At 60.3% G+C, this 20,216-nt stretch carries 14 protein-coding genes and 1 pseudogene; 6 read left to right on the plus strand and 9 right to left on the minus strand.

Going from position 1 to position 20,216, the window contains the following annotated elements; translation table 11 throughout:
* Nucleotides 1-40 precede the first annotated feature (40 nt).
* The 3 genes from IVA81_RS03330 (at nucleotide 41) to IVA81_RS03340 (ending at nucleotide 3,752) form a co-directional block, all read left to right on the plus strand.
* Complete coding sequence (locus IVA81_RS03330) at nucleotides 41-1,744, plus strand: type I secretion system permease/ATPase (RefSeq protein ID WP_247312191.1); 1,704 nt, start codon at nucleotides 41-43, stop codon at nucleotides 1,742-1,744.
* Nucleotides 1,741-3,054: an HlyD family type I secretion periplasmic adaptor subunit gene (locus IVA81_RS03335; RefSeq protein ID WP_247312195.1), complete on the plus strand. Its 1,314-nt coding sequence runs from the start codon at nucleotides 1,741-1,743 to the stop codon at nucleotides 3,052-3,054. The genes IVA81_RS03330 and IVA81_RS03335 overlap by 4 nt, the downstream gene beginning before the upstream one ends.
* Before the next feature lie 101 nt (nucleotides 3,055-3,155).
* On the plus strand, nucleotides 3,156-3,752 hold the full coding sequence (locus IVA81_RS03340; protein WP_247312198.1) for a 2OG-Fe(II) oxygenase family protein: 597 nt from the start codon (nucleotides 3,156-3,158) through the stop codon (nucleotides 3,750-3,752).
* A 346-nt stretch (nucleotides 3,753-4,098) separates the two neighbouring features.
* On the opposite strand, the gene IVA81_RS03345 is transcribed toward IVA81_RS03340, so the two are convergent.
* Nucleotides 4,099-4,491: a hypothetical protein gene (locus IVA81_RS03345; RefSeq protein WP_247312200.1), complete on the minus strand. Its 393-nt coding sequence runs from the start codon at nucleotides 4,489-4,491 to the stop codon at nucleotides 4,099-4,101.
* Between the two features lie 340 nt (nucleotides 4,492-4,831).
* On the opposite strand from IVA81_RS03345, the gene IVA81_RS03350 reads away from it, so the two are divergent.
* Both IVA81_RS03350 and IVA81_RS03355 read left to right on the plus strand, forming a co-directional pair.
* Nucleotides 4,832-5,440 (plus strand): transglutaminase-like cysteine peptidase, encoded by a 609-nt coding sequence (locus IVA81_RS03350; RefSeq protein ID WP_247312202.1) that lies wholly within the window; start codon nucleotides 4,832-4,834, stop codon nucleotides 5,438-5,440.
* A 225-nt stretch (nucleotides 5,441-5,665) separates the two neighbouring features.
* Nucleotides 5,666-6,364 (plus strand): methyltransferase domain-containing protein, encoded by a 699-nt coding sequence (locus IVA81_RS03355; protein ID WP_247312205.1) that lies wholly within the window; start codon nucleotides 5,666-5,668, stop codon nucleotides 6,362-6,364.
* Between the two features lie 101 nt (nucleotides 6,365-6,465).
* Here the strand turns inward: IVA81_RS03355 and IVA81_RS03360 are convergent, their stop codons facing one another.
* The 4 genes from IVA81_RS03360 to IVA81_RS03375 all read right to left on the minus strand — a co-directional run bounded on the left by IVA81_RS03360 (nucleotide 6,466) and on the right by IVA81_RS03375 (nucleotide 14,637).
* Nucleotides 6,466-7,446 (minus strand): hypothetical protein, encoded by a 981-nt coding sequence (locus tag IVA81_RS03360; protein ID WP_247312208.1) that lies wholly within the window; start codon nucleotides 7,444-7,446, stop codon nucleotides 6,466-6,468.
* Nucleotides 7,447-7,519: 73 nt separating this feature from the next.
* Nucleotides 7,520-12,163 carry a DUF4082 domain-containing protein gene (locus IVA81_RS03365; RefSeq protein ID WP_247312211.1) on the minus strand — a complete coding sequence of 1,548 codons (4,644 nt, stop codon included), beginning with the start codon at nucleotides 12,161-12,163 and terminating at the stop codon, nucleotides 7,520-7,522.
* Between the two features lie 370 nt (nucleotides 12,164-12,533).
* The gene (locus IVA81_RS03370) at nucleotides 12,534-12,776 is read right to left on the minus strand and encodes an acyl carrier protein (RefSeq protein WP_247312214.1); all 243 of its coding nucleotides are present in this window, start codon (nucleotides 12,774-12,776) and stop codon (nucleotides 12,534-12,536) included.
* A complete protein-coding gene (locus IVA81_RS03375) occupies nucleotides 12,763-14,637 on the minus strand; it encodes an HAD-IIIC family phosphatase (RefSeq protein WP_247312217.1) in 1,875 nt (624 codons plus the stop codon). Before IVA81_RS03375 ends, IVA81_RS03370 begins: the two co-directional genes overlap by 14 nt.
* A gap of 140 nt (nucleotides 14,638-14,777) precedes the next feature.
* Here IVA81_RS03375 and IVA81_RS03380 point away from each other — a divergent pair, with 140 nt between their 5' ends.
* Nucleotides 14,778-15,389, plus strand: coding sequence for a GNAT family protein (locus tag IVA81_RS03380; protein WP_247312220.1), 612 nt, complete (start codon nucleotides 14,778-14,780; stop codon nucleotides 15,387-15,389).
* Nucleotides 15,390-15,619: 230 nt separating this feature from the next.
* Here the strand turns inward: IVA81_RS03380 and IVA81_RS03385 are convergent, their stop codons facing one another.
* The 4 genes and pseudogenes from IVA81_RS03385 to IVA81_RS03400 all read right to left on the minus strand — a co-directional run bounded on the left by IVA81_RS03385 (nucleotide 15,620) and on the right by IVA81_RS03400 (nucleotide 20,080).
* Entirely contained in the window at nucleotides 15,620-16,705 is a 1,086-nt protein-coding gene (locus tag IVA81_RS03385; RefSeq protein ID WP_247312223.1) for a hypothetical protein, read from the minus strand.
* Nucleotides 16,706-17,506: 801 nt separating this feature from the next.
* Nucleotides 17,507-17,860: a hypothetical protein gene (locus IVA81_RS03390; protein ID WP_247312226.1), complete on the minus strand. Its 354-nt coding sequence runs from the start codon at nucleotides 17,858-17,860 to the stop codon at nucleotides 17,507-17,509.
* 216 nt (nucleotides 17,861-18,076) lie between these two features.
* Nucleotides 18,077-19,236, minus strand: a pseudogene (locus IVA81_RS03395) (ERF family protein).
* Nucleotides 19,220-20,080 (minus strand): YqaJ viral recombinase family protein, encoded by an 861-nt coding sequence (locus IVA81_RS03400; RefSeq protein ID WP_247312229.1) that lies wholly within the window; start codon nucleotides 20,078-20,080, stop codon nucleotides 19,220-19,222. Before IVA81_RS03400 ends, IVA81_RS03395 begins: the two are co-directional and overlap by 17 nt.
* Nucleotides 20,081-20,216 lie beyond the last annotated feature (136 nt).

Below are 20,216 nucleotides of genomic sequence, written 5' to 3' on the forward strand. Positions count from 1 at the left end.
ATCCGGGCCGGCGAAGGATTATGACGAGCCGCAATCAGAGATGTCGGCTTTCCTGCGGTCTTGCCGCCGGATTTTCTGGGCGCTCGCGGCCTTCAGCGGGATGAGCAATCTCCTCATGCTCACTGGTTCGTTTTTCATGCTGCAAGTCTATGATCGGGTGCTGCCCGGGCGCAGCATACCGACGCTGATCGCCTTGATGGTTCTGGCCACGGTGCTCTACCTGTTTCAGGGTGGGCTCGACTTCGTCAGGAGCAGGATCAGCGCGCGGGTCGGCCGCTATTTCGATGAAAGGCTCGGCATTCGCATATTCGACGCGCTTGTTCGTCTGCCTTTGAAGACCAGGGCCGATGGCGACGGCTTGCAGCCGGTGCGGGATCTTGATCAGGTCCGCGGCTTCCTGTCGAGCGGAGGGCCGACCGCGCTGTTCGATCTGCCCTGGATGCCGATCTATCTCGGTGTCTGCTTCCTCTTCCACTTCTGGATTGGCGTCACTGCGCTGGCCGGCGCGCTGGTGCTGGTCGGCATTACTATGCTCACCGAAACGCGCACGCGAGGGCCGGCAAAGGCGTCCTCGCGTCTCGCAGTCTCGCGAACGGCACTGGCGCTCGAGGGGCGGCGAAATGCCGAGGTCCTGCAGGCCATGGGCATGCGGCAGCAGGCGGCGTTCCGTTGGCAGGATGTCAACGCGAAGTACCTCGCTGCCCATGAGCGGGCCAGCGACGTCGTTAACGGGCTGGGGGGCGCCTCCAAGATCTTTCGAGCGATTCTGCAATCGCTGGTTCTTGCCGTCGGCGCGGTCCTCGTCATCAACCAGGAATCGACCGCCGGCATCATCATTGCCGGATCGATCCTCACCGCGCGGGCGTTGGCGCCCGTCGAAATGGCCATTGCGAACTGGAAAGGGTTCGTCGCTGCGCGGCAATCCGGACGACGGCTCGATGCTTTGCTAAAACTTCTCCCCGGCGAGGAGGAGCGGCTGGCATTACCTCCTCCTGTTGAAACTCTCACCGTCGAGCATCTCTATATTGGCGCCCCGAACTCGGAGCGGCCCACCGTCAGTGAAGTGTCGTTCCAGCTGCGAAGGGGGCAGGCGGTCGGAATCATTGGTCCGAGCGGATCCGGCAAATCGACGTTGGCACGTGCGCTGGTCGGCGTCTGGCCGTGCATTCGAGGCAGGATCCGGCTCGACAAGGCCGCGCTCGATCATTGGTCTTCGGACGCTCTCGGCAAGCACATCGGTTATCTGCCTCAGGATGTCGAATTGTTCGACGGCAGCATTGCGATGAACATTGCACGGTTCGACCCGCAGGCAACGGCCGCCGCTGTTCTGGAGGCCTCGCATGCCGCGGGGGCGCACGACCTCATCCTCTCCCTTCCGGACGGGTACAGCACGAAGATCGGCGAGGGAGGGCTAGCGCTGTCGGCGGGGCAGCGGCAGCGTATCGGGCTCGCACGCGCCTTCTACGGCAAACCGTTCCTGGTCGTGCTTGATGAGCCGTCTTCCAATCTCGACGCCGAGGGCGAGGAAGCCTTGACCGAGGCGATTCTGAACGTTCGCCGCCGGGGTGGGATTGTTGCGGTTATCGCGCATCGGCCGAAGGCGCTGGAGGCCGTGGACCATGTCCTGTGCCTCGGGGAAGGCAGAGTTCAGTCCTTCGGCAAGAGAGAGGAGGTCCTGAAGAAGGTCTTGCGAAATCCCGTGCCGCTCAAGGTGGTCGCGGAAGCTCAAGGAGGCAACCGATGAACAGCCAGGTGGCGCCGGCGATGCAGTCCATCCAGCGTTACATGATCGTCGGTATGATCATGTTCGGTCTGGTGACATTTGGGGTCGGCGGTTGGGCGACAACGAGCCAGTTGTCGGGCGCGGTGATCGCCCAGGGCGTGGTCGTGGTGGATTCGAGCGTCAAGAAGGTTCAGCACGCCACCGGTGGGATCGTGGGTGAGTTGCGCGTGCGCCAGGGCGATCGGGTCAATGCAGGCGACGTTTTGATCCGCCTCGACGAGACTCAGACGCTCGCCAATGCGACGATCGTCACGAACAGCATCGATGAGCTGCTCGCGCGCCAGGCTCGTCTCGAGGCCGAGCGCGATGGTGCCGAGCAATTCGTGTTTCCCAAGGTGCTGCTCGACCGAGCCAAGGAGAGCAACTCCGAGGCGAGCCGTGCAATCACTGCGGAGCGGAAGCTGTTCGACCTTCGCCGTCAGGCAAGGAGCGGCCAAAAAGCGCAGTTGCAGGAGAAAAGCGCGCAGCTGGAGAACGAGATCAAGGGCTATACGGGGCAGACCGAGGCCAAGCAGAAGGAAGTCGAATTCATCCGCCAGGAGCTGGAGGGCGTGCGCAGCCTTTGGCAGAAGAATCTGGTGCCGATCACGCGGCTCAATTCCCTCGAGCGCGACTCCGCGCGCATCGAAGGCGAGCGCAGCCAGTTGGCCGGCATGATTGCGCAATCGAAAGGCAAGATCTCCGAAATCGGCCTCCAGATCATTCAGATCGACCAGGACCTGCGGACGGAAGTCGGCAAGGACCTGATCGAAACGCGCTCAAAACTCTCCGAACTGGGCGAGCGCAAGACTGCGGCGGTCGATCAATTGCATCGGATCGATATCAGGGCGCCACAGACCGGCCGCGTCCACGAGCTTAGCGTCCACACGGTCGGCGGGGTCATCTCACCCGGTGAGCAAATCATGCTGATCGTGCCTGACGCGGACTCGCTTGCCGTCGAGGTCAAGATCGCACCGCGCGACATCGACCAGGTCTATGTGGGGCAGACCGCGACAATGCGTTTCGCGGCGTTTAACCAGAAGACCACTCCGGAGATCGACGGAGAGGTCAGCATGGTCTCGGCAGATATCACGCAGGATCAGCGCGCCGGCACGAGTTACTACACGGGTCGCGTTCTGCTGAAGCCGGAAGAGCTGGCGAAACTCGGGTCGGCCAAGCTGTTGCCCGGCATGCCCGTCGAGGTCTTCATCAAGACGGGAGGTCGGACCGCGCTATCCTACCTGCTCAAGCCGCTGCACGATCAGGCGGAGCGGGCGTTCAAGGAGCGCTGAAGCTTTGCTGGACACGAAATGATACAGCCCCGAGAGTACACCAGCGCTCGGGGTCGCGCGTCAACGAGCATCGAGCTCGCGATCAAGGAGCTATTGGACAGATGACATCGCAGTCCATCATACTCTCACAAAGCCCGGTCATTCGTGTTTATGATGATGTCTTAGAACAGCAATTATTGGCGAATGTCCAAGACTATCTGCAAAATACATCATGGAAATTTGGAGCAGTATCATTCAAGGCACCCGGCAGTTATCGCTATTGGTACAAGCATTTTGCCGGCGGATACGACGAAGCTGACACGTCAGATTGTTCAGGTGTCTTGGAGAACGAAGCTCCGGTCATCTGGAAAATGTGGAGTCTCTTGGAGCGGTCGATCTTCAAGGATCACACACTGATGAGGTGCTATGCAAACGGTTATCCGTACGGATGCGAAGGCTCAGCTCATTTGGATTCAGCTGATCCCAATGACTACACGGCAGTCTTCTATTCTAATCCAACTTGGGATCCTAATTGGGCGGGTGAGACCGTTTTCCTGACCCAACAACCACCGGCAGATATCGTTGCAGCCGTACTGCCACGTCCAAACCGTCTGGTGCTCTTCCAGGGGAATGTTCCGCACGCCGCAAGAGGAATCTCGCGAGTTTGTCCATTGCTGCGGATAACGTTGATGTTCAAGACGAAAAAGAAGTCCAACTGAACATGACGCAGAGCTCGCAGAGGCGCCGTGAGTTGGGCGATTAGCGACAAGAACTACTCGCACAGATGGTTTGCCGCTCGTCGGGTTGCATCCGAAGGCCCCGAGGTCAAGTTTGTTCGGCGCGAACAGCGTGCCGGTAGCAGCCAACACAGCGATTGCATCATCCTGAAGCCGAAGGAGCTGGGGAAACTCGGGTCGGCCAGGCTTTCGTAAGCATGGCACGTCGCACTGCGCTGTCCTGCCCTCTCAAGCCGCCGCAGGCTTAGGTGGAACGGGCATTCAAGGAACGCTGAGCCATTGCCAGACGTGGAATGACGCGGGCCCGAGTGCCACTCGGGCTCCGCATTCAACGAGCACCGAGCTGACGCCCAGCCTCTGCAATACGTCTGGTGCCGGAAGCCGTGGCTCGAGGGGTCCCAGGCCGCCCAAGATAAGGCACAATGGTGGACAGCTTTCCCGCCTGCATCAGGCCCGATTGGGCGCTTCCGAGCAGCCGCCAGAGATTGGCTGGGGTGAGCCTTCCAATCCCGATCCACGTCTTCGCCTGTGACAGCAAAGCCCATGCGCGAGTACGGACCGAGCGCAGCAAAGGCCTGTCTTGCCGGCGGGCGAACCTGCGATACGCGCGGCGCTGCAGCCCGCTCAGCACATCCATTTGCTTGTGGTGCAGAGTCATCGCTGTGACGAAGGCTAGCAGAATGGCTTCAGCCCCCAGAATGACGAGCAGTTCTTCCGTCATGTGCAATCCCGATCCTGAGGCAGGAGAGCCGTTCGGGAGACGCTTTGCCCAGCGGCGGAGATTAATCAATAATTAAACTCGCGAGTTTGTTAAATTGTTGCCCTAATTGCGCGGGTCCGCGGCTCTGCGAAGCCCAACGGCTCGCAGAAGCGATGGAGCGCTCCATTGCCAAAATGGTCGATGTGCGCCCATGCGCGGGGCCGACATCAAGCCGCAATGATACAATCCGTCCCAAAATTTAATATTTATTTTATTTGAATTAATAATCCATTTTAAATAGGATGTCTCCGCACTGCCAGTGGATCCGAGCCTCAATCTGGCGTTTACGAGGGATCGGCGGATGAATCGTGCGTGCGGCTCGGTTGTCGCGGCGGCGCTTGCTGTAATGATCGGTGGAACTGAATGGGCGCGCGCCGGGCGCACGGCCCCGCCGGCGACGCTGAGGGCAATCAATCCGCGCATCGAGCTGGGAAGCCCGACGCTGCCGCCCCTTGCGTACACCGCGTTCTGCCTGCGTTATGAGGCGGAATGTCTGCAGCGGCGATCGTTTCGTGGTGGGCCGATCCGGCTGACCGAGGACCGATGGGCGGCTCTGCAAGAGGTCAATCGAGCAGTCAACCTCGCCATTATGCCGGCTCGCAATGAGCTCGGCCTTGCCGGCGAGGAGTGGGTCATCAATCCCAATCACGGTGATTGCAATGACTACGCGGTGAGCAAGCGCCACGAGTTGCTTCAGCTTGGCTGGCCGGCACGAGTGCTGTTATTGGGCGAAGTCGTCCTGGGTTCTGGAGAACACCATTTGGTGCTTCTCGTGCGCACCCGCAGCGGCGACTTCGTTCTCGACAATCTCACGCCGCAGATCAAGCCGTGGTCGCTGATGCCCTATCGCTGGGTTCGCGTACAGATACCCGGCAATCATCGCCTGTGGGCGACGATCAGGCGACCATGAGCATGATTGGCTGATGTGGCGAAGGCCTTGCGCTGTTCCCTGGAAATCTCTCCACCTTTCCGGGTGCTCTGTCTGGGTTCAGATTCGGTCTGTGCGAGTAAGCCTTCAGGCTTGCTCGTTCGATTCGACATGGCCCGAAGAATAATATCGTTGTTATTTTATTTGAAGCGAATTTAAATGTGCCGTATATAGTCGAATTCAAGCTCACCATCGAGGAAGATTGAAATGGCGACTTCCCCGGCGATCGAAGTTGGTGGTTACGAGAGGGCAGCGTCGAGCAGTTTCAGGCTGGCCCGATTTTCCATATTTCTCGACCTCATCAATTCGATTCCGACGATGGGGCGTTCTCTGCGGATTCTCGACGTTGGCGGAGTTGAAGCCTACTGGAAGGATAAGAGAAAACTGATAGGCAGGCCTGTCGAAATAACGCTGGTCAACTTGGACGACGCGCAGCCTGCAGCCCAGCCGGGATTTACATTCCTGCACGGGAACGCCTGTCACATGCCTGAATTCGCCGATAACAGCTTCGACGTGATCCACTCGAACTCCGTCATCGAACATGTAGGCCAATGGTCGGACATGATGTCAATGGCGAAGGAGATCCGCAGAATCGCTCCAAACTACTTTGTGCAAACACCCTATTTCTGGTTTCCGATCGAGCCCCACGCGAGAACGCCACTCCTGCATTGGCTTCCCGAGTCCCTTAAGTTCCGGCTGGTCATGGCCCGCAAGTTGGGTCCTTATTGGTCCAAAGCGGCTACCGTCGATGAGGCGATGAGGACCGTTCAATCTTCGACCTTGCTCGACAGGCGCATGTTTTCGGCGCTTTTTCCCGACGCGGACGTCATCCCGGAAAAGTATCTCGGAATGACCAAGTCGCTTATGGCAGTTCGGAAAACCCCTGGGATCGCGCCAGGCATCTAAGTTTAAATTTGCACGCTGATCGAAGCAGCACATGACCCACGTGAGCAGGGCGGGCCGATATGCGCCGCCCTGGCTTTTGGCCATCATTACTGGACGCGCTGTCAGGGGCGTCGGATGGGTCTCACGACAACAAGCTGGCCATTCTGAATGACGCAGTCATTCACGTTCGTCCACTCGTCGATGATGAATTCGGTGATGAAAAACTTGCGGAAGCGGAACGGTCCGACAAAGCACACGTTTTTCATTCGCAAATGTGCGTTGGTGTAACCATCGGCGTGAAGACGCAGGCCAAAAGGTCCGCCCTGGAACATGACGTTTTCCAGATCAACCAGATCGGGCTTCCAGCTGTCGGCGACGAATATCCCGGCGGTCGCCGAAGTGTTGTGCGCGACAATGGACGTATTTCGCAGAGTGATCGTTCCGTGATTGCCGGGGCCATAGGCCTGGATCACATCGGCATGGTCATCGTCTTGTCCTATCGCCTCGAGATAAGAGTCCGAGATTACGATATTGCCTTTGATCGCCCGGATACATTCGCGGGACTGGATTCGGAGCCTCGTTAGTGTGCAGCTACCCCAGCAACCAACCGTGTTATCGCCGACTTCGTAATAGATATAACTTCGATCTGTGAGTGATCCTCCATCCGGTACGCCATTGTCCAGTCGGCTGTAGGAGACAGCACTGGTAAATCGCGCATCGTTAAAGGAAAGCGGCGGTCCACTCAAAGGTATCGATGACGGAGCGGGTGCAGGAGCAGGTGGCGCGGCGGGTCTGTCTTTGCCGTTAGAACCATCAACGCCGCCATCGTAAGCGAGACGCCACCGGACATAGCCGTTCGCGCTCGTCGGATTGACGAGCTTATCGTCCATCTGGCGCCAGGCATCGATGCGCTGCCCAGGCTTGGACTGCGGCGGCATGGATGATGCTGAAGATCCAAATGAGTTCTGCTCTTGACCCGCCAGGGTCGGCGACGTTGCTCCGATCCCCAGACTTAAAGAGATCATCGCGATAGAGGTCAATATTATTGCAGCTCTCATTAATCCCCCTAAACGGCCTCGATCTTCCGAGACGTCCATATCCATGCCGTTTCTCGCGGGATGAACGATCGCTATCCCCGAACGGTCGCAGTTCGACGCTTACTATGGCCCGCACCGGTCAGGACCCCACTGTGAGCCCCACAGCGGGTGTGGCTGAAGGGTCCACCCAACGTCGGATCGTGCCATCAAATATGTCGGCTCCGTAGAGCCACCCGTCGGGGCCCTTCTGCAGGTCGACGATGCCTTGTGCGTTGTTGTCCACCAACTGAACGCTGGCGATCTGGCGGTTTGCGTTCAAGGTCGCAGCGAAGATCGTTCCATTGTAGACATCGTCGAAGAACATGATGTTCTGGTTGTAGAAATCTCCCGCGGTGATCACGTGGAAATTGTCCGGGGCACCGTGGCTCTCGGCCAAGATGGGAAATACTGCAGGCGGGTCCGACGTATTGTTGCGGTTGCCATTGTTGTAGAAGGTGATTGCCTGGGCGAGGTCCTGGTAGCTGGCGGTTTTGTTCGGACCCTCGAGATAGGGCCAGCCGAAATTCGATCCCGCCGGACCGGTGTCCAACTCCTCCCAGCTGTCCCAACCCACATCTCCGAGCACCGGCAGATTGGTGACGGGATCGAAGCTGAAGCGATAAGAGTTGCGAACGCCGTAGTAGAAGACCTTCGACTGATTGCTGTTGGGATCGCCGGCCTGATAGAATGGATTTCCGGGCGCTCCTGCACCCGTAGTCGGGTCGATCCGCAACAGCTTGCCGGAGAGATTTTGGATGTCCTGGACCCGCACTGCACGAGGGTCCGCGAAATTGTATGACGTGCCGTCGCCCACGGTGAGATAGAGATAGCCGTCGGGACCAAAATGAACGGCACCGATGGAATGCGAGTCCCCGTCCGTCGCCAGATAATCGCGAATGTTCTGATTCTGAATCCCTGGCGAGTTCGGATCGTTGTCCTGAGCTCCAGTGTCTATCTGGCTGGCCGGAGCCGTTATGGTGGTGCCGTTGACGATACCTGATGGAGGAATGCTGGGATCGCCGTTGCTGTCCAGGTCCGGACGGCTCGTATACGCCCAAGTGCTATTCTTGCCGACGAGTACGAACTCGCTCGCGGGATCGGCGACCATGGTGCTTGGGTTCACAGTCACCCTCACCAGACGAGACGGTCGATTTCCGGCCTGATCGGGTCCTGCGAGTCCCGTCTGGCCCGCGGTCTCGGGCGGATCGTAGGTGTAGAGCAGGTAGACATAGGGGCTGCCTGCAAAGAAATTTGGGTTAACCGCGATCCCCAGAAGTCCGCGATCGCTGACATCGTTGACCTCGCTGGACAGGTCGATCAGCGGCGTCGATCGCAGCGTGCCGTTGTCCACCACGCGCACCACACCGTCCTTCTGCGCGACGAGCATGTAGCGGCCGTCGGGACTCCAATCGATCGCCGTTGGTTCGTTCAGGCCTGTTACGGCCGTCTGGCCCACCAGATTGCCGAGGTCGGGGTTGTCATTATCCAGGATCTTCACTGTTGTCGTCGCCTGCGCGCCCAGGGTGGCGCCCGTCGGGGTGGTCAAGTTGACGGTGAAAGTCTCGTCGCTCTCCGGTGTCGTATCGTTGATGATCGGGATGGTGATGGTCTGAGTCACCTGGCCGGCAGCGAAGGTCACTGTGCTGGACGTGGTCGTGTAGTCCAATCCCGAGACCGCGCTGCCGTTGCTGGTTGTGAAGCCGACCGTGGCAGCCTGAGTGGCACTGCCGCTGCGCAGCAGCGTGATCGTCGCTGTCGGTGTGCCCTCGGTAACGGTGACGGCGGCGTCCGCCATTGCGATGGCGGTGGGCGAGTCGTCGTCGACGATGGATACGAGCACGGTGCGCGGGGCTCCAAGGGAGCCGGAGCTGGGATTCTGAAGCCCGACGGCAAACGTTTCAGTTCCCTCGGTGAGCTGATCGTTCACAATCGAGATGGTGAAGCTCTTGGTGCTCTCTCCGGGTGCGAAGACGATCTGACCGGTGTTCGCCCGACCATTGAACGTGGGCTGAATGTAGTCCAATCCAGCCGTCGCCGTCCCAGCCGTGCCGATTTCATTCGTCGTGTACTCGACGGTCGTTTGAGACTGGAGATCGCCAGAGCGTACGACGGTGATGGTGGCTGTGCCCCCCGCTTCACTGACGTAGACTGTGGAACTGTTGAGGAGTGCGATGACGTTGGGCTGGGCGAAGACGACATCGCGGAAGTAGTTTGCGTTCTGATAAACGTTGGTGGGGAAGACGCCCGCGGTGTAGTCGAAGACGCCGGCGCCGGCCGGAGCATTCAAGCCACCATTGCTGATGCCGGATGCGAAGCCTTGGGTGGTGGAGACGTAGTAGCTGTTGATATTGACCGAAACCACGTAGGTCGTGCCCGCCGCGATGGTAAGTGGCGTGGCGAGCGCCTGCTGCTGCCAGCCCGATGCGCCTTCATTGGTGAAGGTGACCGTCGCCAGTTGCTGGCCGGTGGATGACCAGATGTGGCCGACATGAGTGCCGGTCTCGTTCGAGGCCTTGTAGTACCGTATCGCCTGGATCACGCCGGACGTGTCGCTGGTGAAGCGCATGCCCAGCTCGTAATCCGCCCCTATCCCGTCGCTGGCATTGGTGATGGCAGGCGTTTGGGTGGTGAATAGAATAGTACCGGAACTCGCAGTTGTAACCCCAGCGGTCGCCGCGCTGGTCACGTTCTCGCTGGTGCCGAGCAGGTCGGTGTAGGTCGTATTCACCCGGATCCGCTTGCCGACCAGGCTGCTGTCGAGAGTGAGGCTCGAGGTGGTTGCGGCGAGATTCGTCCAGGTGATACCGTCCGGGCTGCTTTGCCAGTGATATGTGATGCTCGCAGGCACGCCGTCGGGATCCGTGACGTTGGCCGTCAGCGTTTGATTCTGGGTCGCGGTACCACTGATCGTCACGGCGCCGACGTCGTTCACATTGGCTACCATCGTGGCGGTCGCGGAGCTCACCGGGCTCTCGCTGCTGCCCAGCAGGTCCGTATAGAAGGCGGTGGCACGTATGAAGTTGCCGACCTGGGCCTGACCCAGGGTCAACGTTTTCGCGGTCGCGCCGGTGAAGTTGGTCCACGTGCTGCCGTTCGTGCTCTGTTGCCACTGATATGAGATCGTACCGGGCACTCCGTCCGTATCGCTCACCGTCGCGGTCAACGTCTGGTTCTGCGTCGGCGTCCCGCTGATGCTCACCGAGCCGGGGTGATTGCTGGGACTTGACGAGCCCGCGGCAAACACCACGTCGCGGAAGTAGTTGGTATTCTGATAGATGGCGGTCGGGAAAATGCCTTTTGTCAAGTCGTAGATGCCGGCGCCGGCGGGAGCGTTCAGGCCACCATTGCTGATGCCGGATGCGAAGCCTTGGGTGGTGGAGACATAGTAGCTGTTGATATTGACCGAGACCACGTAGGTCGTGCCGGCGGTGATGCTGAGCGGGGTGGCAAGGGCCTGCTGCTGCCAGCCCGATGCGCCTTCATTGGTGAAGGTGACCGTCGCCAGTTCCTGGCCGGTGGATGACCAGATGTGGCCGACATGGGTGCCGGTCTCGTTCGAGGCCTTGTAGTACCGTATCGCCTGGATCACGCCGGACGTGTCGCTGGTGAAGCGCATGCCCAGTTCGTAATCCGCCCCTATCCCGTCGCTGGCATTGGTGATGGCAGGCGCCTGTGTGGTGAACAGAGTGGTGGTTGCACTCGCAGCTGCAACCGTGGCCGTCGCCGCGCTGGTCGCGTTCTCGCCGGTGCCGCGCAGGTCGGTGTAGGTGGCATTCACCCGGATCCGCTTTCCGACCAGGCTGCTGTCGAGAGTGAGGCTCGAGGTCGTGGCGGCGAGATTCGTCCAGGTGGTTCCGTCCGGGCTGCTTTGCCAGTGATATGTGATGCTCGCTGGGACGCCGTCGGGATCCGTGACGTTGGCCGTCAGCGTTTGATTCTGGGCCGCGGTGCCGCTGATCGTGATGGCGCCGACGTCGTTGACATTGGCTACCGTCGTGGCGGTCGCGGAGCTCACCGGGCTCTCGCTGCTGCCCAGCAGGTCCGTGTAGAAAGCCATGGCGCGTATGAAGTTGCCGACCTGGGCCTGGCCCAGCGTCAGCGTTTTCGCGGTCGCGCCGCTAATGTTGGTCCACGTGCTGCCGTTCGTGCTCTGCTGCCACTGATAGGAGACCGTCCCGGGCACTCCGTCCGTATCGCTCACCGTCGCGGTCAACGTCTGGTTCTGCGTCGGCGTCCCGCTGACGCTCACCGCGCCGGGATGATTATTGGGGTTTTTCGAACTCGCAGCGAAGACGACGTCGCGGAAGTAGTTTGCGTTCTGATAGACGTTAGTCGGAAAGACGCCCGCGTTGTAGTCGAAGACGCCGGCACCGGCCGGGGCGGTCAGGCCACCGTTGCTGATGCCGGATGCGAAGCCTTGGGTGGTGGAGACGTAATAGCTGTTGATATTGACCGAGACCACGTAGGTCGTGCCGGCGGTGATGGTGAGCGGCGTGGCGAGGGCCTGCTGCTGCCAGCCCGATGCGCCTTCATTGGTGAAGGTGACCGTCGCCAGCTCCTGGCCGGTGGTCGACCAAATGTGCCCGACATGAGTGCCGGTCTCGTTCGAGGCCTTGTAGTATCGGATCGCCTGGATCACGCCGGAGCTGTCGCTGGTGAAGGTCATGCCCAGCTCGTAATCCGCTCCTGCTCCATCGGTGTTGTTGGTCAGAACGGGGACCTGGGTGGTGAACAGACTTGTCATGTTGTTCTCCCGCGCAGTCGATCTCTTTACTCGGACAAGGATTTAAGTTAAAATCCCGAGATTAAATCTATTAAACAATATTTTGCAAATTAATTCTATTTTTTCGCGCTTGTGAAGCAAGCGGCACGTGCAGGTATTTCAATTTCTCTTGAGAAGGCGTGGCCCGGTTAATCGCCGGTCACGAACAGCTGCTTGGCGGCTACGCCGCATTGACGCCGCCCAAATTCGGCTTCGCTTGGTTTAAGCGCTGTCAGACGAAAGTTCGGACGGCCTCTTGTGGAGCAGGGCCGCGTCAAGCCAATAGGGCTGGGTGCGACACCGGCAGGCGGCCGGGCCGGGTATCCCGGCTTTCCTCAGCGATGTCCAGCTGTTAGGACTCCATCCGTTTCGCGATCAGATCGGCGAATTCGCCCAGGTTCCGGGCCGCCTCCACTTCGCCTAGGCGGAATCGCACCCGAAACTTCTGCTCGATCGCGATGACGAGCGAGATCTGCATGAGCGAGTCCCATTCCTCGACGTCGGCCGCCGACAGTTCGGGCTTGGCCGCAACCTTCTGAAGGAAGATGCCGTCGAAGACCTCTTGCAACTTCGCCAGTACTTCAGCTTGCTTCATAGGCCCTCCGGGTTATGTGGATCTTGGTCGAGCGCATCTGATACTTCTCGACCTCGAGCTCGAACTCTTTCCGAGCAGTGAAGTCTACCGTACGCACGAAGCCAAACTCCTCGTAGATTCCGGCGACGATCCCGTTTTTCGGCGTCGGAAGATAAATGCCGCGCACTTTTGTGCAACTTGCGGCGTTCGCAAGCCGAAAGATCTCGTTCATGATCTCGTCCTCGACCTGGCGCTTAAGCACGCGGCAGCTCATGAGCCACGTATCCAGCACGAAGACGTCGCCTTCGACCTTTGCAATGACCACAGAGATGAGCCCGGAATCGCCGAACCGATCCTCAAGCCGCATCGTGAAGCAGGAATAGCCCGGTCTCTTTAAGAGACCCTGGATGTCCGTTTCCGGTCGACGGACGGTCGTCAGGTTGAACTGATTGCTGCGCGCGATCAGCTGGGAAATGCGGGGGACATCGAGCGGGTCGAACTCCTTGATCGTGCCTCGCATCTTAAGCGAGGCGAGGTAGGCTGGCATGTCGGTTATGCTCGCCGCGAACTCCGTGCGTCGCCGTTCCTGCCTATACTGCGCCGTACGCTCAAGATCCTCCTCGGTGACGTTCCGCGGCTCGAAATGGCGTCCGGCCTGGAGGCGACCGATGAATTCGGCGGGATCCGGCCCGAGGAGCACGCCTTCGACTTGGGGCTGAAACTGGCGCACGATCTCGATCTCCGCAGGGTTGTCGTCGGCGAAGACGAAGCTGTCCAGGCCGAGGCGGAGTTCATCTGCGATCCGCTGCAGGTTGTCGGACTTCGGGTCCCAATTGGCCTTGAAGGCCGCGAAGTGTTCCAGGCGCAGAACCATCTCGGGATGCTTCTCGAATAACTCAATTGCGCGCGCATGATCGTTCTTGCTGCATACCGCCAGCAGGACGCCGCGTTGGGAAAGGCCGAGGAGGTATTTCTGGAATGCCTTGAAAGCCTCGCCGCGCGGAGAGGAGTCGCCGAGTTCGATCCCCTCGACACCGTCCTCCGCAATCACGCCGCCCCATAGCGTGTGATCGAGATCGAGTGCCAGCACCTTCTTGGGGCCTTGCTTCCGGGCAGCAATCAGATGGCTTAGCTCTTGCGCGACGTCCACCAGAAAATCAGGTGAGCCGAGCTGCTTCGATTCATACCACGCTCGCGCATCCTGCGCGGCAGTGATCCCCCGGCGCGCAGAGAGAAACTCGACGTCGCAGATCTGTACCTCAGCGGGAGCCCGGAGCCCGAGCTCGAAGTTTACCGCCTTGCGGAAACTCCAATCGGCGCCGAGCGTGCGCGAACGAAACGAGCCGAGATCGAGATCGCCGGGCAGGGCGAGATTGGCAAGGATCACGGACGCGCCTGAGCGCGCGACGAAAGTCCGCGCGAGGTTGAGGAGGTGGTCCGCGGCGCCAATTGCGGCTTCCCGCTGTTGTTCCACGGCATCGAGGAGCGAGCCGGAAAACCGGCAATGGTTCGCGTTCGGTAGAATGAAGGCGAGATCCGGCTTAAAGGCGTACAATGGGCTCGAGCCGTCGAGTATCTCCGACACGAAATTATCGTAGTCGCCCAGGAAGCGTTCGCACTCGAATCCCCGAATGGCCAGGAGATGTTCAACCAGCTCGTGCAGCGGATAAAGGTTGTAGCCACCGATCAACGCGAGGCGGAGTTTTGGCCGGACACTTTCGCTCGCATGTAGCTTCGCTTTCTTTCGAAGCGTCGACAGAAAGAACAGCTCTGAAAAAGTCGCCGCTTGCCGCGAACGGGCGGCGAGATGTCCCCAGAACGCGGCATCTCCGGACAAAGCTAAGGACTTGAGTTCGGCATCATCGATGGGCCGGTCCGGCAAGACTGGTACAGCGGCGAGAATAGCGAGCCTCCATCAATCGAAGCGGCAGCATTTTATTGAAAATCACATTAAATAATGATAACACTGCGGTCAATTATTTAAAATATTAAATTAGGGTGAAATTAATGCATGGCGATCTTATGAAGCTGGAAATGCCGAGCATGGGGACGCTTTCAACAAAGGCCGAGATTCTCAGGGCGCTTCCGGAAGGAAATAACTTGGCGCTCCGGGAGGTCCGACTGGAAGACTCCCTGCAAATCATCGCTTGGCGAAACGATCCCGTTCTCGGCAAGTTCATGACGCGGGAAAAGCTGACCTTGGTCCAGCAGGAAGAGTTTTTCCGAAACTATCAAACCAGAACGAACGATTACTATTTCATTGCCGAGTTCAAGCGCTCGAGAAAACCGGCTGGCACGATCGCCCTCGCGAACGTGGACCTCGCGGCAAGGCACGGCGAGGTCGCGCGGTTGATCGTTGATCCGGGCGCGCGCCTTTTCCTGGTTGAGATCTTCGACCTGCTTTTCGCGTTCGCGTTCGTGCAACTGGGGCTCTCGGTGGTCGTAGCGAAGGTGCAAAACAGGAACGTGGCCTCGAAGAGCTTCCATATTCGCCTTGGTTTCGAAATCGAAAGTATTGCGCCGAACGCTTGGTGGAACGGCGACGACGTGATTACGTTTCGGATGTCGCGCGAGGATTATCCGCGATTGAAGCAGGCTTGGTCGGCGCTGCTGCTTGACGCGCGGGAAGGCTGAGTGTTTTTGGCTTCCAGCCAGAGCAGCGCATCGTGCTTTTGAGAGCAAAGATCATGGCGGAGCTGTCGGGGCGCGCAATAGTTGGCTAATGGCCTGAAGTACCCGTGTCGAGGACCCTAGCGGGTTCGGGTTCAATTCAGGCGAACGCCGCGTCTCTAGCCTGCCCGTGCACAATGCCCAGTCGTCGTTCTGGCATCGGCGAGGCCACGGTCATCGAGGTCATCGCTGCGTTAATCTGAATTGGCGAAAGCCGGATCGGGGCAGCGAGAAACGATCTGGGCGAATCCGTCAGCCGAAACAGTTTTGTTGCGCCGAACCCACTCGGCAGCCCGAAGTCCACCTGCCTGAAGCCTCACGATCGGATCGGGCCCGATCTCCGACAGGAGAATGCCCATGTGCCCCAGCGCCGGCGGCGCGGTTGGCCAAACGCCCAATCCATTTTCTGACAGTGCTGTTCGGTCCATATCACCCCAAAACTGAACGATGGTGGCCCCGGCGGGCGCGCAAGCCGCGAGGTGCATTGCTTCGGGCGAACCGATACGAGGCTCAGCCGCCGGGCGCAGCGCGACGACGATCGCGTCCCACTGGTCGCGATACAAGTCTTGGAGGTTGTCGAAGGTGTCCACGCTCGCTCCAGAGCTCGCGAGACCGGCGCGAAGCGAGCCGACAAATTCATTGTCGCACAGCACGGCAATGCGGTTCTTGTAAACGGATAAGCCGCTATCATGGAGTTGCTTCACGCACAGCGGACCGAGAAACGAGAAGACATCGACCGACGGGTGGCGTTCGTTTACGCCGACAATCGGAATTCCGCGCCGCAAGCATGCTCCCATATCGAGGTCCTTGGGGCGAAATTCCCAAGCCTCGAACATCAAGGCGATCACGGCCTGCCTTGGGAGCTTATCAATGAGGGCGGCGGTCAGAGGCCGAAGATGACCGCTATTGGTGACGATATCCGTTTGATGGAGGACGTTCGGAGTGATCTGCTCCACGACGTCGATGCTATCGGCAACGCCGACCGAACCCGCAAGCTCCAGAGTCTGTTGTCTGGCTTCAGCTGGTGTGCCGTGCCGTGTAGGTCTGGTGAAAGCATAGACGTGTTTGGCCCCCGCCATTGCTGCGAGGACGGCCGTCACGGCGTACGCACCGGTTGCAGCCTCGGTGAGAACTGTTAGTTCGGAAAGGTCCAGGAGAGTCTCCGCGAGGGCCCGGCTCATCAGGGCTCCCAGACGCGGCAGCGAGAATCCTGGGCGCAAGGCCGCATTGAAGCCAGACCGGAATTGCCTGGATGCTGCTCCAGCCTTGATCTCGGTCATAAATTGCCTTTCGCTTCCGCTATTTGGAAAGAGCGGTGCTTTGGTGCGCGGTATGTGTGGCTGCCTTGGGCTCGTTACGCGCTGAACAGGGTTATGATCTAGATGATTCCAAGCTAATTAATATTGTAGTTTAAAATTATACCAGATTTAAATTTAGAATGTCAAACGTGCACTCACCTAGCTGTATTGATTCTCCTTCATGGGACACGGTCGCGGACCTTGGCGCGCATCGTGTCTCCGTGCATGCCGCCCGCGAATGCAACTTGCACGGGTAGGTAATTTTCATTGAGCAATGATTGCAGGATCACACCGATGAGTTGCCTCGATACCGACGGTGAAGACCGGCGTTAGTTCTCGAAAGCTGTGGAAGAGTTGCCGGCGTGAGCCCGCCGGTGATGACGTTGGTGCGAGCGGATTGTGCAAGGCAAGAATGGCAAGTGCAGCGGCGGCGGGGACGGTGGTCCGAACGGCAAGGAGGACCGCTGAAAGTGGCGCTGACGGCTATAGGCGACCGCCGGCCAGCGCCCGCACCCATGCGCTAGCCAGTCTGGCGGCGCTTTTGCCCGGATGAGCGGTTGATAAACAGGTCATTTAGCTTCTTGCCGGCGCGAAACTGTACCTTCCGCCATCGGCTGCTTGCCGCGGCCGACCCGGTTTTGGCTGGATTCTTAGAGCGTTCAAGTTATGTGCCATTCGAGAGCCTGAAGTAATACGCGCAAGTCCTGCGCTTTTTGAGGGCCGTCCTAGGGGGCGCGGTTCTTATGCGTGACCCGTACCGGATCGGGAGACGATGAACCAAATCTAGCGCGGCCCGCGCATCGATCCACCTAAGAAGCGCTGATTCCTGATCTCACGAAGCAGCAACATTCGTTTGGTCTGAGCAGCATTGAGCAGGCCCTCGAACAGGGCCAGGACCTCACGCGCCTGGACGTAGACTTCGGTGGTGATGGCGTCTTGATCGAAGCCATAGGCAGCAAGGCGGGCGTCGATCTCCGTCGCAGCGACCGGGTCAATCCGCCAGCTCAGGGCATTTTGCTGCGTGTAGTACGCGGCCCGGTCTTCGAAGTCGGGATCGATCCCGACCATGTCGATGCGGCGGAGCGCCGCTTCAATTGCCTTTCGGCGATAGGTCTCAAGCAATTTGTGCCGCAACATGCGGTAGCGCTGGATTTCCCAGGACAGCTCAGCGACATCGATCGCAAGCAGCCATTCGATGGCGGACCGTGGGGCAAGATCTGCGAAGATCGCCTGCCGGAGCGCCTGGTAGCGTTCGAGATTTTCCCAGGGGCAGCAGCAGCGGCGGCGGCGCCAACGCCTCAAATTCAAGCGGCAACGTTATGGCTAGCGCGCGCTCGGTTGGGAACAGGCCGTTCATCGGGACACCTCCAAACCAGGGTTGGCGGACAGCGGCGCGGTCTTGGCGGCCGGGCCGTGGATCGGGCTCGCCGCCCACAGGTCCTGGGCGACCGCTAAGGGCGCGATCTGCAGGTTCGCCCACCACGCCCGTTCATTCCGTGCCGATGCAGCTCCTCATGATGGGCGCGGCACAACGGCACCGCGAACTCATCGCTGACCTTGCGGCCGAGCGCTCGAGGCTGGGCGAATTTAAGATGATGAGCATCGCACGGCGTTCGCCGGCACAGGAGGCAGGGCTGCTCCCGGACAAACAGCAGGTGGGCTTTGTTGCGCTTGCGGGGCGGCTCCTTGGGATGAGCGATCCCGGTCTCGGGCAGCGTTGGCTGCAGAGCCGCCTCGGATTCGGCAGAAAGCGGCGCTGCTGACAGGCTTGGCGCACAATCCAGGGCGGCCGACTGGCGGGCCTGGCCAGCCGCGGGACGCGTGGCGTCCTCAAGCTTGTCTTCATAGGCGGCCTCAATCACCTGGGCGTCAGCTTCCAGCAGGGTGTTTTTCAGGGGCAGGCTGGCCTTGGCCCAGGCGAGCAGGTCCTCGCTCCCGCTCAAGGCTGCGAGCTGGCGCAACAGCTGCTCGCGGAGTGCGGCGGAGTCTGGCGGCGCCAGCACCGGCGCGCGATTGAGGACGCCCTTGGCGGGCTTGGCTCTCGCGCTCGCGGTCGCCTGCGGCCCCGCGGCCGGCGGGCTGGCCACCGCGTCCGGGGCGTCCAGATCATCCTCGCCCGCAATCCCGACCAGCGCGAACAGGGCGTAGCGTCGGGCGTAGGTCAGCGCCGCGCCCATCCGGTGCGGCGCCTCGACGTCCCTGGCGGCGCAGACCGGCCAGTCCGAGGAAATCCACTCGCCGGAGGAATGGGCGAGCAGGGTGGTGAGATGGACGTGGCCGGTCGATTCCTCGACCCGGGTGGTCTGGATGGTGGCGATCTCCTGCTGGCTCAAGGTCTTGCGCACGATGTCGAGGCCGCTCGCCAGCGAGGCGTAACGAAAGGTGCGGTCGTCATCGCGCAGGAACGGCGAGCGGATCTGAGCGGTCAGCGTTTTTTCCGGATTGGTTAGTTCGGCTTGCGCGCGGGCCAGCGCCGCTGCGATCGCTCCAATATGCTCACTGGCCTGGTGCATGGACAGCCTCCATCTCAACCGCATCAAAGCTGATCGCACCGGCCTTGGAGCGCTTGGCGCGAATGCCGTGGCCGAACGCTTCCTTGGCATCCTCAGGCAGCAGCTTCTTGAGCTCGGTCTTGGCCAGCTCGTGCTCGCCATGGGCCTCGCGGGTGCGCAAATAGGTCGCCGCGCATGCGGCCCACAGATTGGATGCGGTCATGTCGACGACCTTGACGGCGGCGAGCCGCGGGCGTGGCGTCTCAACCCCGAACAGCAGCGGCGGCTCGCCGCTCTGCACGCAGCGCCAAAACTTTTTCTCCGCGGTCAGCAGCAGGTGTTGGTAGAGCGGGTCGGCATGCACGGTGATCTCGACCCATTTGCCGCCGCCGGTGATGATCGAGAGCACGGCCGCGCGCGCCGCGACCACCCACATGTTATGCTGCAGCTGCGCCATGTGCTTCTCGGCCGCCGCCTCTTCGCTAAAAGCCCAGGGCAGCATGAACTTGGCCTCGAACACTGCGCCGGTCGGCGCGACGATGCCGTCCAGCGTCGCCGCCATCCAGGCATGGACGGGGTGCCGCACCCGCTTCTGGATGTCGGTGATCGCGTGCCCGGTGGCGCGCTGGTACCAGTTGCGGTTGAGGTCTTCGGTGGCGATGCCGAGCTGAACGATCAGGTTGCGCGACAAATCTTGCGGCGCGATCTCGCCGCGTTTTTCCTGCCATAGGCGCCTGAGCGCGTCCTGGTCGTCGCCCATGATGATGCGGGCGTCGGAGCCGCCGATAAAGGCGCGGCGGTCGTGGCGGTTGAACGTGAGTACGGAACGGGGCGCCGCGGCGCCGTCGGCTGAAATAGGCGTCACCGCTCTCTCCTGGTTTGGCAAACGCGGCTTGCCGCCGCACCACCAAAAGCCCCGCATCGGCGAGGAGAGAGACCGGGGCCAACGGCCAAGGCCCGGTCCCATCAGTAACGCTCCTTTTGCGCGGGAATGCCAGTCC

The sequence above is a fragment of the Bradyrhizobium sp. 141 genome (assembly GCF_023074055.1).
Taxonomy (GTDB): Bacteria; Pseudomonadota; Alphaproteobacteria; order Rhizobiales; family Xanthobacteraceae; genus Bradyrhizobium.